The organism is Hutsoniella sourekii ATCC 700629, assembly GCF_000518205.1.
GTDB classification, from domain to species: domain Bacteria; phylum Bacillota; class Bacilli; order Lactobacillales; family Aerococcaceae; genus Hutsoniella; species Hutsoniella sourekii.
On the sequence record NZ_JADD01000017.1, the window covers coordinates 42,196 to 58,536 of the forward strand.

Consider the following 16,341-nt stretch of genomic DNA (forward strand, 5'->3'; position numbering starts at 1 on the left):
TTCTCTCCCTAAGCGCTAAAGCGCATAAGGGAGAGATATGGGCCAATTATCCTAAGACTACTGCTGAGTGATTGTTTGCTTTTCTTTGCTATTATTAATCTATTCATTTTTATTAACGAATAAAAGATACAAATCCTAACGATTTATTTGTGTTATTAGAGGTGATTGAGACTTACCTTATAGCCTCTTTTAATCCAAATTAGATAAAAATAACAAGTTATTATTCAAAATAGACAAAAAATATTCAATTGAGCATTTAAATTGCAAATAAAATTAGAAAGCTCTAATCTTAAGTTAATAACAGTAAAAGGGTGATCGTAATGATTGAAAAACTTAACTTACTCGATTCTTATGGATTATTTATTGATGGTGAATTTGTCGAAGCAGAAGGTGGAGACAGCTTAGATGTTATATCACCAGCCAATGGCCAGCATTTAGCTAAGATAGCGCAAGCCAGTAAGCAAGATGTTGACCGGGCAGTGGCTGCTGCTCAGGCGGCCTTTCAAGATTTTCGTTTTTGGGATAACCAACGCCGGGCTAAGTTATTGATTGCCATTGCTGAGGTCATTGAGGCAAATATCGATCATCTAGCTTTGGTAGAAACGATGGATAATGGGAAGCCTATTCGCGAGACATCGGCTCTTGATATTCCATTAGCGGCCGCTCATTTTCGCTACTTTGCTGGCTTGATCGAAACCGATCAAGGGACGGTTACAGAAGTGGGAGATAATATTATTTCCTTGGTCCTTAGGGAACCCATTGGGGTGGTCGGTCAAATTATTCCCTGGAATTTTCCATTTCTCATGGCAGCTTGGAAACTAGCACCTGCTTTGGCTGCTGGAGATACAGTAGTTCTAAAGCCTTCTAGCTCGACTTCCCTATCGGTCTTAGAATTTGCTCGATTGACTCAAGATGTCATTCCTGCTGGCGTCGTCAATATTGTAACCGGTTCAGGGTCTAAAGCAGGGGAGTATGTGTTAGACCATGAGGGATTCACTAAATTAGCCTTTACAGGCTCCACAGAAGTGGGTTATCATGTGGCTGCTAAAGCTGCCGATCGCTTGATTCCAGCCACTCTAGAACTCGGAGGCAAGTCAGCCAATATTATTTTTGACGATGCCAAGCTGGATGTAGCAACTGATGGGGCCATGTTAGGTATATTATTTAATCAGGGAGAAGTCTGCTCCGCTGGATCACGTATTTTTGTTCAAGAAGGTATCTATGATGAATTTGTAGCAAAAGCGGTCCAAGCCTTTGAAAATGTAAAAATTGGTGCTCCTTGGTTGGAAGAAACACAAATTGGAGCCCAAGCAAGTCCATCCCAATGCGATAAAGTATCCTCCTATGTCCAACTAGCTAAGGAAGAAGGGGCTACCATTGCTACTGGTGGAGAGCGGGCTAGCCATGGAGACTTAGCTAAGGGCTATTACTTCCAGCCGACACTTATCACAGAAGTAACAAATGAGATGAGAGTAGCTCAAGAAGAAATTTTTGGCCCAGTGGCGGTTATTATTAAGTTCAAAGATGAAGCAGAAGTTATAAAAATGGCCAACGATTCAGAATATGGATTGGGTGGAGCCATCTTTACTCAAGATATTTCACGCGCCTTACGAGTGGGTCGCTTAATGGAGACCGGTCGAGTATGGGTGAATACCTATAATCAATTCCCTGCTGGTGCACCCTTCGGTGGCTACAAGAAGTCAGGTATTGGCCGAGAAAATGATGAACGTGCCTTGGATGCCTATAGTCAAGTGAAAAATATCATGATTGATATATCTGACCAAACATCAGGGTTTTATCAAGTTTAACCATAATTCTACCACCTGTGACTGAAAGTACTCCAGTTACAGGTGGTATTAAAATTAATTGAATATTACGCAAAAATAACATTTATGTAACAAAGATTTTTAAGGTATGAATTTTATAAGAACTTTGATATGATATTATCAGTATAAACAAACTAATATCATTAAAAGGTAGGCATTTATCATATGAAACATTCATTATCCAGTCGTGTCAGCCAAACATTGCTTTGTGCCACGGCTCTTAGCTTTGTTGCGTTAATCAATCAAGTTGAAGTTCAAGCTGAAGAAGTTCTTCCAGATACGACGCTGGCTAGTTCGGAAACTCCTAAGGCAGAAGAGACAGTCACCCCCACTGAGGCGGCTCCAGTTGCTACTGATGAGAAAGCGTCAACTTTAAATTCCGAGAATCTTGAAAATCCACTACAAGATCAAGAGACTGGTCTTGAAACAGTAACCCCAGTAACTAATGAAAGCCAAGATTCTGTCTCAGATCATCGAACAGATTCAGCGGACTTAGTAGATTCAGGAGACCAAGCAGAGCCAGGAAATGAGTCTCGTACGGTCCGCTTATATGCAGCTCCTCAATCAACAACCATTGCTCAAGCTCGTCCTAATCACTTTGCTGCTAAGGCAAATGACCAAGCCAAGCTAAAAATCGAAGGACAAGATGCTCCTGTAGATATCAGTAAACATGAAGTTAGAGCCATCAAGGAGCAAACTGATGGTAAGACGACTTCTGTCTATGTTCACGTTCTTGGGAAAATATTCAAGGTTGGGTCGATAAGAGTCGATTAGATATCGAAAAGATTAAATCTCAAGAAAACATTAATTATGCAGGTAAACTGAATGCTAAGTATCACACCATTACCACCAAACCTTTCGGTGTTGAAGGTTTTGAAATATTACGTCAAGTAGGCGATTTAGTCGGGCATGAAGTACGAGTCACTCAAGAAGCTCAGACAGACCGAGCCAAGTGGGCTAAAGTTTATGTGGTAGGAAGTAATCTTTCGGGCTGGATTGATACGCGCGCGATTACCCCTGAGAAAATCCTTAGCACAGTATCAGTAAATTATGCTGGTAATTTAAATGGTCGTCACCATACAATCAATAAGAATCAACCATTTGGTATTCGTGGTTTTGAAATTATTGGGCAAGTAGGTAATCTAAATGGACGTGAAGTCCGTGTTACTGAAGAAGTCAAGACAGACCGAGCCACTTGGGCTAAGATCCATGTGACTGGAAGCAATATTACGGGCTGGATTGATGCGCGAGCCATTCGACCAGAGACTGTGACTCAGACACGTCAGATTAATTATGCTGGTCGTTTGAATGGTTCTTATCATACTATTAATAAGAACCAGCCATTTGGTATTCGTGGTTTTGAAATTTTACGCGCAGTTGGCAACTTAAATGGTCGTGAAGTTCGAGTAGACCAAGAAAAAGAAACCAAACGTGGCACTTGGTCTTATATTTATGTACCAGGAACGAATATCCAGGGTTGGATTGATCGTCGTGGTATCATTATTGAAGACTATACTCAAGCGCCAAGAGAGGTAGACTATGTGGGCGTTATCAAGCAAACGGGTCACACGATTACCAACAAGCCATTTGGAACTTATGACTTCAAGATTATTAATCAATTAGGTCGTAATCAACTCAACCAAGAAGTCCGAGTCTTACAGACAGCTAGAACCAATCGAGCAAGCTGGTTATATATTGAACTACCTAACAAGCAAAGAGGTTGGGTAGATGCTAGAGCCATTCAGAAGCAAGAAGCTCCTGTAGATCCAGTGGCTGCTGATAATGCTCGACGTCTAAAGGCCCTTCAAGCCACTCTAAAACCGGGAGAAAAGATTGTTTCTTACGCAGATCCAGCATCAGTAGGTGTAGGTACTTCAAGTCGTCAGGATTCAGTTAGACGGGGTGAAGGACTATCCTCTGTAGCTGCTCGTAATGGTATTTCATTGAACCAGTTATTATCATGGAATAATATGAAAGTTACTGATATTATTCATCCAGGCCAAAAGTTGAATGTCAATAAACCAACTAATGGTTCTAAAACACCGCGTATTGATTACCGCAAAATTTCAATTGCCAGTGAACAACCACGCACCGCTCGTGCTGGTAAGGTGATTGATTGGTTTAAGCAACGTGAAGGAAAAGTCGGCTATTCAATGACTCATCGAAATGGTCCTTACAGTTATGACTGTTCAAGTGCCGTCTACTATGCCTTGATGCATGCTGGTTACTTACCAAGAGGCTCTTGGGCAGGTAATACAGAATCCCTCTTTGCTCAAGAAGGCAGACTATTACAACCTATCAGTCGTAGCCAAGTTAGAGCGGGTGATATCTTTGTATCTGGAGTCAAGGGTGGTTCATTAGGTTCAGGTGGACATACTGGGGTTGCCTTAAACTCTCAACAAATCATTCACTGTACTTCAAATGATGTGGATCCTGATGGTATCGTTACGACTTTTGCAGACTCAAATAAGACTGGTAAGAATAGACCGATCTATTGGTACCGTCTGAGAAATATGTAATTCTTTAGGACAATTAAGATAGCGGAGTTAGCCTTGAGCAACTCCGCTTATTAGTAAATTTGATAGAAATAATCAGAATGGAAGTGAGCTTATGAAACAATCTCTAACTAGCCGTGTCAGCCAAACTTTACTTTGTGCAACAGCATTGAGTTTTGTCGCTTTAATGAATCAGGTTCAAGTTCAAGCTGAAGAAATTATTATTGAGCCTCCATTGGCTAGTCAAGAAATTCAAACTAATGAAGAAGCGTCAAATCATGGACAGGAGCCAATCGACTCTCTTGATCAAGCATCTGGAACATTAGATTCAGGGATGAATTCAGTGGAAGTGCTTGCTTCTTCAATTGTTCATCAGGAAGAGTCACTGGTAGCTGAAGAAAATAAAGGACAAATTTCTGCAGACCTTGAAGAACAAGCAGGAGCTGCTACTGTCAGCGAGGAAGGCAAAGAATATGCCTCTGAGGAAGTAAGTCCAAGAGAACAACGATTATACGCAGCACCGGCTAGTCCTGAAATTGTAGGTAGACAAAAAAATCACTTTGCAGCTAAAGCCTTAGATCAAACTCAGTTAAAGCTAGAAGGTCAAGAAACTCCGGTGGATATTAGTGGCTATGAAGTCAGAGCCATGGAAGAAGAAATCAAAGATGGCACCCATTCAGTCTACGTTCATGTACTTGGTAAGAATATTCAAGGATGGGTTGATAAGAGCCAATTAGAAATCGAAAAGATTAAATCTCAACAAAACATTAACTATGCAGGTAAGTTAAATGCTAAATATCATACGATTAGCACAAAGCCATTCGGTGTTGAAGGTTTTGAAATTATTCGTCAGGTAGGAGATTTAGTGGGCCGAGAGGTTCGGGTTACCCAAGAAGCCTTGACGGACCGTGCTACTTGGTCCAAGATTTTTGTTGTGGGTAGTAATTTATCGGGTTGGATCGATACTCGTGCTATCACCCCCGAAAAAGTGATCAATAAGGTTGCCATTAATTATGCGGGAACACTAAATGGACGCCATCATACTATTAACAAGAATCAACCATTCGGAATTCGTGGCTTTGAGATCATTGGTCAAGTTGGAGATCTGCAAGGTCGGGAAGTTCGAGTGACAGAGGAATGGAAAACCGACCGTGCTACTTGGGCTAAAATTCATGTCATTGGTAGCAATATTACAGGTTGGATCGATACTCGAGCCATCCAAGAAGAAGTGGTGACTCAAACTAGAAAGGTTAACTATGCCGGTCGCTTAAATGGTTCATATCATACTATCAACAAAAATCAACCATTTGGGGTCCGAGGTTTTGAAATTTTACGAGCAGTTGGTCAGCTAAATGGTCGGGAAGTCCGAGTTGATCAAGAAAAAACAACTAAACGAGGGACATGGTCCTATATTTATGTACCAGGTACATCTATACAAGGTTGGATCGATCGACGAGGTATTGCGATTGAAGATTATATTCAAAAACCTCAAGCCGTAGATTATCGAGGCCTTATAAAACAAGCTGGCCATAGTTTAACGGATAAACCCTTTGGACTCTACGATTTTAATATTTTGTCAACCATTGGTCGCCAACAGCTTAACCAAGAAGTGCGTGTTTTAGGAACAGCCAAGACTGATCGGGCCAGCTGGTTATATATCGAACTAGCTAATAAGCAAAGGGCTTGGGTTGATGCTCGGGCGGTAGAGAAATTGGCAGAAAGTTCAGGGCAAGCCGCACAAATCTATATTGTTAAGCCAGGTGATTATTTAAACAAAATTGCACGTGAACATGGAATTAGCTACCACGAATTGAAAGAGTGGAATCATTTAACGAGCGACTTGATTCATCCCAAGCAAGAATTGATTGTCAGACCAGCCATTCCTGCTCGACCTTCAAGTAATCAAGCGTTACCTAATCATTTGAATAATAGTAGGCAAATTCAAGTAGATTATGAAGTCAAGCTTAAGGCTAAGAGTGGGCAAATGATTGGACCATCTGCCAGTCAAGCTCTGATTAATATGCAACCCTTATTTGGTCAAAGATTCTCAGTACGTAGAGAAATCATACATCCATCAGGTAAATATCTAGAACTCATGAACCATAAGGGCCAGATTATTGGTTATGCACCAAGCAATCAGACCGTTCAAGTGCCTAAAGGCACGCGGGTGGTCTACCTGGATGCAGGTCATGGGGGAAGAGAGTCTGGTACAGCTAATTTTGGCCGATTAGAAAAAGATATGAACTTGAATATCACACGGCAAGTGGCTAATATTCTAAGGGGACAAGGCTATGTTGTTCATGAGACTCGTACCAATGACAAAGAGGTTCCACTCAGACAACGACCGATAGAACCTAACCAGATTATGCCGGATATCTATGTCTCTATTCACCATAATGCCATGGGTGGACGTCAGTCCGGAACGGTACAAGGAATTGTCACTCTCTACCATGATCCCGTGATTGATGAACCTGGTTATCGAACACTCTCCCATCACCGAGGAACTTCGATTATATCAGAGGGTAAACGCTTATCTCAGACTATTCAACAAGCCTTAATTGCTGAGACAGGGGCTCGAAATATGGGCATTCGGCCACAAAATCTCTATGTTACAAGAAACACGGATATGCCAGCAACCTTAGTTGAACTTGGTTTCTTAGATCATTGGCAAGAACACCAACGATTAATTAATCCTAGCTATCAAGCAAAACTCGTTCGAGGAATTGTCAGAGGAATTAATAATTATTTTAAATAAAAAATAAATAAACGGGTCAAAGTTTGCTCTTTGACCCGTTTATTTAGTTTAATTAAGCTTATTTCTGGACCCATTGGCTTAAATAAAGATTTAAATCACCTAAAAAATAGTCGATAGATCCCTGATCGTGGCTCATGACAGCGATCGTGTAAATAGGTTGATCACCTTGATAATAGATCCCTGTATCGTGATAAGAATCCTCATACTGTCCATACTTTGCAGCCATATTATCCACATACATCTTCAAGAAAATACCTTCCTGGGCTTGTCTCATAATATCTGTAATCGGTTCGAAACCGGAATCACTGGCCAGATAAATGAGTATCTGGTTTAACATATCCGCATTAGCGTAATTGATATTGTACAGCTCAGGATCCGTTACTTCAATTCCACTCAGCGCAATTAAATCGGATTGAAAGTCTCCAAATTGCTGATAGTAGTTATTTATCAACATATTCCAAGCGGTGTTATCTGAGTAATACAAAGACTGATAGACGAGTTCGTAGATAGAATAACTGGCTTCAGGTGGACCAGCTGTAATCTCGCCTCCGCCATCTTCCCAATAGGAAGGGTCATAAGCAATCTCACTCTCCCAAGACAGAATTCCTTGATTGATTAAATTAGCATATAAGGCAGCAGTTCCTACCTTATTTGTCGATGCGGCATGCTGGGCTACTTGACTATTATGATGAAATTCTTCACCTGTTCGTAAATCTGTCCAAGCAATAGAAAGTGCGTTAGGATCTAACTGATATTGGTCAATAGTATAACCGACCAATTCTTCAATAGAATCAAATGTTAAGCCAGTTTGATCTTCCTGGCTGCTTTCATCATTAGAGGCTTCAGCAAGATGAGAACTGGAATAATTTGACTCAGAAGAAGCCTCGGATTGACTGTCACTCTTCATTGAGCCTGAAGAGCTTTCACGATCTCTTCGAGTGATATCAGAAGCTTGACTGGCCTGTTTATTGCCAAATAATAAGCCACTGATAGCGGCTAGCAAGAGTATCATTGTAGTTAAATATTTTTTCATTACTCACACTCACAATTTTTCATATTTAATAACTAAGATATCTTATGCTAGTCATAATAAAATGTCAAATTTGTCAAACAGGATAGCTGTCTTTATTTAAGCTTTCTAAGATATTGCTAGCCGTGTTACGCGGAATACCTAGAGCCGTAATTTCATCACTAGTAGCTTCTTTGATTCTTTTAAGAGATTTAAAGTGTTTCAGTAATTTTGTGCGGGTCTTTGGGCCTACGCCTTCGATTTCATCTAAAACTGAGCCAAATTGTGACTTGCTACGGACATTGCGGTGGTAACTAATCGCATAACGGTGAACTTCTTCTTGAATTCGTTGAAGAAGATGAAAAGCTTGGCTCGTATGATCTAGATCGATCACTTCTTCGGTATAGCCATCCAGTAAAGCAGCTGTTCGGTGGCGGTCATCCTTGACCATACCTGCCACTGGTATAGCCAGTCCTAGCTCGTTTTCCAAGACATCTCGAGCAGCGCGGACTTGGATTTTTCCTCCATCCATCAAGATAAGATCAGGTAAGATTTTCTCTTCCTTAAGCAAACGTGTATAGCGTCTACGAATAACTTCTTGAGTGGATGCAAATTCGTCTGCCCCTTGGGCGGTCTTGATTTTAAACTTACGGTAATTTTTACGCTCAGGTTTACCGTCTTTGTAGTAGACCATACCAGAGACATTATGGCTACCTTGGATATTTGAATGGTCAAAGGCTTCAATTCGACTGGCTTGGGGGATTCTTAAGGCTTCCGCTAGTTCCTGAACCGCTCCTTTAGTTTTTTTATCATTCATTTCGATGAGTCTGAATTTTTCATCCAGCTGAATTTTACTGTTTTTTTCCGCCAATTCCAGCAAACTGCGTTTTTTGCCTCGCAGAGGAGTTGATACGGGTATATCTAGGAAGTCTTGCAATAATTCATGATCGACATCACTAGGGACCAGGATAGCTTTGGGTTTAAGTTGAACTTGTTCTTTATAGAAGCGGGCGATATAAGTCGTCACCTCTTCTTCCGGTTGATTATAAGATGGAAAGATGGCGACTTCTCTTTTCAAGATAGAGCCTTGTCGTAACATAAAAGTTTGCACACTGATCCAGCCCCGATCTAAGGTGTATGCAAAAACATCCATATTATCATAGTCTTGGCTCATAATCACTTGTCGTTCGACAGTGGTTTCAATGTATTCTATTTGGTCTCGGTAATCGGCCGCTTGTTCAAATTCTAAGTTTTCTGCGGCTTTGGTCATTTTTTCTTTGAGTTCGTTTTTGATGTCTTGAGTATTACCATTGAAGAATCGTTTAATATGATTGATTTGGACTTCGTATTCTTCTGGAGACACCTCATGGTCACAACAACCGATACATTGACCTAAATGATAATAAAAACAAGCCCGTTTTTCTTGCTTAGGGCAACGTCTCAGGGGATAGGCTCGCTGTAATAAATGTTGGGTATTTGTGGCCGCGAATACATTAGGAAAAGGACCAAAATAAGTCCCACCGTCTTTAAGGACTTCATTGGTTATAATGAGCTGTGGATCTTTTTCATTGGTTATCTTCAGGTAAGGGTACATGGTCCCTTCCTTGAGTTTAATATTAAATTGAGGCTTGTATTTTTGAATTAAATTGATTTCTAATATCAGTGCTTCTTTATCACTATTCGTGATAATCGTTTCGAAATGATGGATTTGAGAAACTAATTTTGTAGTTTTGGTATCATGAGCCCCTCTAAAATAAGAGCGAACGCGGTTTTTTAAGTTTTTAGCTTTACCGACGTAAATAATTTGATCATCCTTATCCTTCATCAGGTAACAACCGGGCAGATCAGGAAGCAATTTTAATTTTTGTTCAATACGATATTGAATTTCTTTTCGACTTTCCTTTTGAGTCATTTCTACCTCCTTGTTATTGATAGACATTAGTCCTATTATACACTAAATAAGGCCAGTCTTTGATGAATTCGCTTCTAGAACTTTTCTAAAATCAAGCGTTAGGGACTAAGTGGATAAATATGCTATACTCAATAGGATGATAATCATAGAAAGAAGGAATCACATGATAAAAGTAGGTACGATTGGAAGCTCACAGATTACTGAACAATTTATCCAAGCTTGCCAACTAACTTCCCTCTATCATGTTCGTGCTGCTTATTCAAGAAGTGAAGCCAATGGTAAAGATTTGAGTGAAGTCTATCAATTAGACTATTACACGACTGATCTTAATACCCTTTTATTTGATCCGGAGATTGACCTGATCTATATAGCTAGTCCAAATTCCATACACTTTGATCAAGCCATGAGAGCTCTTCGTGCAGGGAAGCATTGTATTATTGAAAAGCCTATGTTTGTTAATGTTGACCAGTGGCATGAAGCCTACGATCTAGCAGAAAAGATGGGCGTTTATATCTTTGAGGGAATTAAGAATATCCATAATCGTAATTACCTTAAACTCAAGCAACTCGTTCAAAACAAACTCTCTGAAAAAGAGCACCCCTTTTTGGGAGCTAACTTGAATTTTGCTAAGTTTTCCTCGCGTTACTTGGAATATCTAAATGCAGATCAAGCGGGTCTTGAATTGCCTAATATCTTTAATCCTGAATTTGCAGGCGGGACTCTGATGGATCTGGGTGTTTACCCCATTTATGTGGCGACGGACTTGTTTGGGCTTCCAGAAACCGTCCGCTACAATGCTGTTAAAGGCAGCAATGGCATTGATTTATATGGAACGATTGTCTTAGTCTATCAAGAATTTCAAGTGAGTATTTTTATTTCTAAGAGTGTGCATTCAAACTTGACTAGTGAAATTTATATTGATGATGAAACGATTGTGATTCACGATATCAGTGAGATAAAACGAGTGGATTTAATTAATCAGAAAGGCCAAGAAGCGACACTCATTTCTTACACGCCTGAGAATCCATTGTATGATGAGCTGATTTACTTTGCAGAAATGATCCAGGCTGATAAGGATATCCACAATCAATTACGCTATGAAGATAACAAGCAATTGAGTTTACAAGTTGTTCAAACGCTTCAATTATTGGCAAAATCAGCGGACTTGAATTTAGCGTCATCTAGTGATCAAACAAATTTCTAGAGCTTTTGTCTTATTAAGAGTAGATTAAATGAGGAGGCTGGTTGATGAATTCTTATAAGCGAAGCAAGTATACTTATTCTGACTATCCAAGATCTTTTACAGGTATCGCTATCGAACAGATGGAACCCTATCGATTTTTTATCAACAAGACGGGGCCAGGGATTTGTGGTACCTATGTTTGTGCTAGCCTCGTGCATTATATCTACAAGCATGAACAAGGAATTGATCTGGGCATGCAAAATTTGATTGATGCTCTCAGCTCCCGTATTGATGGTCGTTTACCTTATGCTGGGACTTATGCTTGGGATTTAGTGTTGGGACTAAATGAACTGCTAGCTGATGTTAGTGACTATCAGGCTCAGATGCGATTTTTTTCAGAACCAGCTGTCTTGGATCAATTACAAGCGCCCACGCCTCGCCCCGTCATAGTCGGAAGTTTGAAGCGTTTGGGTAGTCGTTATGGTAATCACTGGCTTTTAGCCTATGCATACGGCTATAACTCTCAGGGCAAGTTGTTCTACCGGGTATATGATAATCATGGTTCAGTGAGGCAAATGATAGTGGCAAGTCAAACTTTGCCAGCAGTATATATAACTAAGAAGGGATGAAGATAGATGACGAAGCAATATGATTTACTGGTATTAGGTGCAGGAAGTGGCGGCATTGCTTCTGCTAATCGTGCGGCTGAGTATGGCGCGAAGGTAGCGATTATTGAAGATAAGCAAGTAGGGGGAACTTGTGTCAACATTGGTTGTGTTCCCAAGAAGGTTACTTGGTATGCGGCTGAAGTGGCGGATGTTTATCAAAAGTACGGTCAAGGCTATGGATTTACTGCGGATTCAGTTGACTTTAATTATCAAGAATTTCTTAAAGCTAGAGATGGCTATGTTTCTCGTTCGCGTTCTTCTTATTTTAACGGTTTCGAAAAAAGAGGCGTGGATTTGATTGAAGGTCGGGGACGTTTTATTTCTGATCATGAGATCGAAGTTAATGGTGAGGTCTATCGTGCGGATAATATTATTATTGCTACTGGTAAGAGACCGGCCCCTCTCCAACAAGTAGGTAGTCATCTGGTTGAGTCCTCTGATGATGTTTTTGCCTGGCAAGAGTTACCTCAATCGGTCGTCTTTATCGGGGCTGGTTATATAGCGGTTGAACTCTCACAGGCTTATCATGCCCTGGGCGTTGAAACTCATTTGGCTTTTCGTCATGAACGTTTCCTTAGAAAATTCGACAAGATGCTGACTGATAATTTGATGCAAGCCATGGAAAAAGATGGACCCATCCTTCACCCTAAAACGAATTTCACTGAATTTAGAAAAAATACTGAAGGAAAGATTGAATGCTTGATTGATGGCCAAGTCATTCTTACGGTTGATAAGGTGGTAGCAGCGATTGGTCGAGTTCCCAATACTGAAGATATCGGCCTAGAAAAGACCAACATTCAATTAGATGACAGTGGTCATATTCAAATCAATGACCAGCATGAAACGCAAGCTAAGGGTGTTTACGCGATTGGAGATGTGGTGAAACGGGTGGATCTAACACCAGTGGCGATAAGAGCCGGTCGACAAATTTCAGAATATTTATTTAATCAAGCGGATAGCTCCGCCATTGATTATGAAAATATTCCATCGGTTATTTTCTCCCATCCTACAATCGGTACGATTGGTATGACGGAAGACGAAGCGGTTGCTACTTATGGTCAGGATCAGATCAAAGTTTATACGAACCGGTTCTATTCCATGTATGCCTCAGCGGCTTGGCACCGTGAAGCTTGTGACTTTAAATTAATTACTCTTGGAGATGAAGAGAAAGTGATTGGTCTTCATGGCATTGGCCAGGGGGTCGATGAAATGATTCAAGGATTTGGCGTAGCTATCAAAATGGGAGCAAGCAAACAAGATTTTGATTCTGTGGTAGCTATCCACCCTACAGGTGCCGAAGAATTTGTAACGATGCGATAATTTTCATAGTAAGGCATATTTCTTGGTTTTTTTGTGCAAAAAATATATACTAATACTAGTAAGTAATACAAATCTTACAAAACTATAAAAAATGAGGTGTTATTCATGATTTGGTCATTAATCGTAGGCGGTGTCATTGGCTGGTTAGCTGGTATGATCATGGGTCGTGATATCCCTGGTGGTATTATTGGAAATATTATTGCCGGATTTATCGGATCATGGCTTGGAAGTCAATTCCTATCTAACTTTGGACCTAACATCGGTGGCTTTGCTGTTATTCCTTCGCTTATCGGAGCAATTATTTTAATCGCAATTGTATCATTTGTTATGAAGCAAAGTGCTAAATAATTCAATTTACTATTTATTTGCCCGTAAGATGACTTACGGGTTTTTTTGTTATTTTTATTAAGAAGATTTGGTCCCTAGTCTAAAAAGTGGTATCATGAAAATGATTCTATACAAGGAGGCTTCTATGTACGATATACATTCTCATTTACTTCCAGGTATTGATGATGGTCCATCAGATTGGGCTGAAAGTTTAGAATTAGCTCAAGCAGCTGTAGATGAAGGCATTGATCACATAATTTTAACACCTCATCATCGAAATGGGATGTGGGATAATGAACGCGATCAGGTTTTAACACTTGGGGATGAATTCAAGAATCGACTCGCTCAAGCAGGCATAGAGATAGACGTTCTAATTAGTCAAGAGGTTCAAATAAATCCTCATTATTTAAAAGAATTTCAAGCAGGTTCTTATCTTCCTTTAGACAGTCGCGGGAATTATTATTTGGTTGAATTTCCTTGGGGAGATACACCTAACTATGCTGAATCTTATTTGAAGCAGATGATTGATGAAGGGGTTACGCCAATCATCGCACACCCTGAAAGGCAAAGAGCTTTTCGTCATAATATGCCATTGCTTCACCGTTTAATTGATTTAGGTTGCTTGGCTCAACTGACCGCTTCTTCCTTGGTCGGGAGCTATGGAGATGAGATTAGAGTTGCCAGCCATAATATGCTTAAACAAGGCTTGGTTCATCTATTAGCTTCAGATGGCCACAATACCTATCAAAGACCCTTTAATTTACAAGCGGGCTATCAAATTCTGGCGGAATCTTATGGAGAAGCACAAGTTCAAAGGTTCATGGACAATGCAGCCAAGGTTTATCATGGTGAAACTTTAGTAAATAGATAGGGAAAGAGGAGACTAATGTCGCTAGCAGATTTATCAGCATATATGATTTACCGAGAAGAACTAGTTTTAGATGCTAGTTTCTTCCATGGAGGAGAGCCGGGTGGCTGGGATTTATTGAAACTATTAGAGGAAACCCTAAGAATTTCGGGGGCTCATGACCAACTAATAGCCTCATTAAATGGGCGCCCCTTCCTAGATGAGGGGCAAGTTTGGGTTATTACTCACTATTCTATTGATATTCTAAAACATCTACAAATCAATGATGAAATTGAAATGACCACACGGGTTGGAGCCAGTAATCGTTTCTTTATTACTCGCTATTTTGAAATAAGGGACAAAGAGGATTTAGCGGTAACCATTCATATCCAATATGCAGCGATTCATTATCAAAAACGATCCATTGTCCGTATCGATGATCAATTTCTATTGGATCGAAACTTGATTGACAAAACTATCAAGGCTCCCTATCAAAAATTATCCCGTCCTCAAAATCTTCAAGCGGATCGTTACCGAGAGTATACAATTGATGAGAGATCGATCGACGGGAATAATCATGTCAATAATCTAGTCTATCTATCCTGGTGTTACCACCAGTTAGAGCCTCAGTTTATGAATGATTACCAAGTAAAACATTTAGAGGTCAAGTATGGTAAAGAAGTGCTCAAAGGAGATCGAGTCTCTGTTGAGACTGTGATTGAAATGGATCCTAAAGAAGCACGCACGTATCACTATATAAATAATTTATCAAAAGAAACGAATGCCTCGATTGTATTGATCGAATGGCAGTCAAGAGGGGAGAATGGAATTTGATTACACTTAAATCACAAAGAGAAATCGACGCAATGATGGAGTCAGGTCATTTGTTGGCAAGCATTCATATAGCTCTAAGGGATTTTATCAAACCTGGAGTTACTACGGCTGAGATCGATGCTTTTGTCCAAGAAAAAATTGAAGCTGCCGGAGGGGTTGCTGCCCAAATTGGCTATCAGGGCTATCAGTATGCAACCTGTACATCAGTCAACGATGAAATCTGCCATGGATTTCCATCAGATTATGCTTTAAAATCTGGTGATATTGTAAAAGTTGACTTCTGTATTGATCTCAATGGGGCCATGTCAGACTCTTGCTGGACTTATGCAGTAGGAGAGATTACCCCTGAACATGAGCATTTAATGAAGGTTACTGAAGAAGCGCTTTACCGTGGAATCCAAGAAGCTCGTATCGGTAATCGAATCGGAGATATTGGTCATGCCATTCAAACTTATGTTGAAGGAGAAGGTTTTGGCGTAGTTAGAGATTTTGTCGGCCATGGTATTGGCCCGACTATTCACGAGGAGCCAGCTGTTCCACATTACGGCCTGGCCGGTAAGGGTATGCGCTTAAAAGAAGGAATGACCATTACCATTGAACCCATGGTCACAACAGGTGATTGGCGGATGAAAATGGATGACAATGGTTGGACGGCTCGTACCAGAGATGGTGGTTATTGTGCTCAATATGAGATGACCTTGGCTATTACCAAGGAGGGCCCTGTTTTAACCACTGATCAAAGAGATCTTGAAAAATAAGGGTTGATCAATGGATTTCATAAAATAAGAGCCGTGAGAGAAGTTACTTTAAATGATGTGACCCCCAAAAGTTGGAGTTTATAATTGAATACTTAGGCAACGTATTGAGTGTCCTGTTTTCGGTAATCAACTGGAGATAGGCCACTCAATTTTTGTTTAACTCGCTTGTGATTATAGTAGTGAATATAATTATTGATTCTTTTCTCGAGTTCGTCAAATGAGACTCTTTCTTCTCCATAGTACATTTCTTGCTTAAGTAGACCGAAGAAATTTTCCATGGCTGCGTTATCTAAGCAATTTCCCTTGCGGGACATACTCTGATATATCTTATTATCCTTTAATTTATCAGTCCATTGCCAATTTTGATAATGAAACCCCTGATCACTATGAATAGTTGTTCGGTAAAG

The 16,341-nt window shown here is 40.2% G+C and carries 14 protein-coding genes and 1 pseudogene; 12 read left to right on the top strand and 3 right to left on the bottom strand.

Going from position 1 to position 16,341, the window contains the following annotated elements:
- Positions 1-320: 320 nt before the first annotated feature.
- From T408_RS0104995 to T408_RS11730, 5 genes and pseudogenes are all read left to right on the top strand, one after another.
- Positions 321-1,808 (top strand): aldehyde dehydrogenase family protein, encoded by a 1,488-nt coding sequence (locus tag T408_RS0104995; protein WP_035420150.1) that lies wholly within the window; start codon positions 321-323, stop codon positions 1,806-1,808.
- Positions 1,809-1,991: 183 nt separating this feature from the next.
- On the top strand, positions 1,992-2,600 hold the full coding sequence (locus T408_RS0105000) for a hypothetical protein (protein ID WP_028118980.1): 609 nt from the start codon (positions 1,992-1,994) through the stop codon (positions 2,598-2,600).
- A gap of 29 nt (positions 2,601-2,629) precedes the next feature.
- Positions 2,630-2,686: pseudogene (locus tag T408_RS12385) on the top strand (hypothetical protein); the annotation flags it as partial.
- Between the two features lie 108 nt (positions 2,687-2,794).
- Positions 2,795-4,345, top strand: coding sequence for a peptidoglycan amidohydrolase family protein (locus T408_RS11725; RefSeq protein ID WP_051444798.1), 1,551 nt, complete (start codon positions 2,795-2,797; stop codon positions 4,343-4,345).
- A gap of 91 nt (positions 4,346-4,436) precedes the next feature.
- On the top strand, positions 4,437-7,076 hold the full coding sequence (locus T408_RS11730) for an N-acetylmuramoyl-L-alanine amidase (RefSeq protein ID WP_051444799.1): 2,640 nt from the start codon (positions 4,437-4,439) through the stop codon (positions 7,074-7,076).
- A gap of 58 nt (positions 7,077-7,134) precedes the next feature.
- Here T408_RS11730 and T408_RS10930 read toward each other — a convergent pair whose 3' ends face one another.
- Entirely contained in the window at positions 7,135-8,109 is a 975-nt protein-coding gene (locus T408_RS10930) for a serine hydrolase (protein WP_051444800.1), read from the bottom strand.
- Positions 8,110-8,182: 73 nt separating this feature from the next.
- Positions 8,183-9,997, bottom strand: a complete 1,815-nt coding sequence (gene uvrC, locus T408_RS0105020) for an excinuclease ABC subunit UvrC (protein ID WP_028118981.1) — start codon at positions 9,995-9,997, stop codon at positions 8,183-8,185.
- 163 nt (positions 9,998-10,160) lie between these two features.
- Between uvrC and T408_RS10935 the strand changes: the two genes are divergently transcribed.
- From T408_RS10935 to map, 7 genes are all read left to right on the top strand, one after another.
- Positions 10,161-11,201: a Gfo/Idh/MocA family protein gene (locus tag T408_RS10935; RefSeq protein WP_051444801.1), complete on the top strand. Its 1,041-nt coding sequence runs from the start codon at positions 10,161-10,163 to the stop codon at positions 11,199-11,201.
- A gap of 44 nt (positions 11,202-11,245) precedes the next feature.
- Positions 11,246-11,809 (top strand): hypothetical protein, encoded by a 564-nt coding sequence (locus tag T408_RS10940; RefSeq protein ID WP_051444802.1) that lies wholly within the window; start codon positions 11,246-11,248, stop codon positions 11,807-11,809.
- 6 nt (positions 11,810-11,815) lie between these two features.
- Positions 11,816-13,168 carry a glutathione-disulfide reductase gene (gene gorA / locus T408_RS0105035; RefSeq protein ID WP_028118982.1) on the top strand — a complete coding sequence of 451 codons (1,353 nt, stop codon included), beginning with the start codon at positions 11,816-11,818 and terminating at the stop codon, positions 13,166-13,168.
- Positions 13,169-13,273: 105 nt separating this feature from the next.
- On the top strand, positions 13,274-13,516 hold the full coding sequence (locus tag T408_RS0105040) for a GlsB/YeaQ/YmgE family stress response membrane protein (protein ID WP_084543926.1): 243 nt from the start codon (positions 13,274-13,276) through the stop codon (positions 13,514-13,516).
- A 124-nt stretch (positions 13,517-13,640) separates the two neighbouring features.
- Positions 13,641-14,366: a tyrosine-protein phosphatase gene (locus T408_RS10945; protein WP_051444803.1), complete on the top strand. Its 726-nt coding sequence runs from the start codon at positions 13,641-13,643 to the stop codon at positions 14,364-14,366.
- Positions 14,367-14,381: 15 nt separating this feature from the next.
- A complete protein-coding gene (locus T408_RS0105050; protein WP_028118984.1) occupies positions 14,382-15,176 on the top strand; it encodes an acyl-ACP thioesterase domain-containing protein in 795 nt (264 codons plus the stop codon).
- Positions 15,173-15,934: a type I methionyl aminopeptidase gene (gene map / locus T408_RS0105055; RefSeq protein ID WP_028118985.1), complete on the top strand. Its 762-nt coding sequence runs from the start codon at positions 15,173-15,175 to the stop codon at positions 15,932-15,934. The genes T408_RS0105050 and map overlap by 4 nt, the downstream gene beginning before the upstream one ends.
- A gap of 92 nt (positions 15,935-16,026) precedes the next feature.
- On the opposite strand, the gene T408_RS0105060 is transcribed toward map, so the two are convergent.
- Positions 16,027-16,341: IS3 family transposase (locus tag T408_RS0105060; protein ID WP_028118986.1), on the bottom strand; the 315-nt coding region annotated here is incomplete at its 5' end.

What these genes read in the sequence shown, in the direction of transcription:
- T408_RS0104995 (WP_035420150.1), top strand. Translation starts at nt 321, where the DNA reads ATGATTGAAAAACTTAACTTACTCGATTCTTATGGATTATTTATTGAT.
- T408_RS0105000 (WP_028118980.1), top strand. Translation starts at nt 1,992, where the DNA reads ATGAAACATTCATTATCCAGTCGTGTCAGCCAAACATTGCTTTGTGCC.
- T408_RS11730 (WP_051444799.1), top strand. Translation starts at nt 4,437, where the DNA reads ATGAAACAATCTCTAACTAGCCGTGTCAGCCAAACTTTACTTTGTGCA.
- T408_RS10930 (WP_051444800.1), bottom strand. Translation starts at nt 8,109, where the DNA reads ATGAAAAAATATTTAACTACAATGATACTCTTGCTAGCCGCTATCAGT.
- uvrC (WP_028118981.1), bottom strand. Translation starts at nt 9,997, where the DNA reads ATGACTCAAAAGGAAAGTCGAAAAGAAATTCAATATCGTATTGAACAA.
- T408_RS10935 (WP_051444801.1), top strand. Translation starts at nt 10,161, where the DNA reads ATGATAAAAGTAGGTACGATTGGAAGCTCACAGATTACTGAACAATTT.
- T408_RS10940 (WP_051444802.1), top strand. Translation starts at nt 11,246, where the DNA reads ATGAATTCTTATAAGCGAAGCAAGTATACTTATTCTGACTATCCAAGA.
- gorA (WP_028118982.1), top strand. Translation starts at nt 11,816, where the DNA reads ATGACGAAGCAATATGATTTACTGGTATTAGGTGCAGGAAGTGGCGGC.
- T408_RS0105040 (WP_084543926.1), top strand. Translation starts at nt 13,274, where the DNA reads ATGATTTGGTCATTAATCGTAGGCGGTGTCATTGGCTGGTTAGCTGGT.
- T408_RS10945 (WP_051444803.1), top strand. Translation starts at nt 13,641, where the DNA reads ATGTACGATATACATTCTCATTTACTTCCAGGTATTGATGATGGTCCA.
- T408_RS0105050 (WP_028118984.1), top strand. Translation starts at nt 14,382, where the DNA reads ATGTCGCTAGCAGATTTATCAGCATATATGATTTACCGAGAAGAACTA.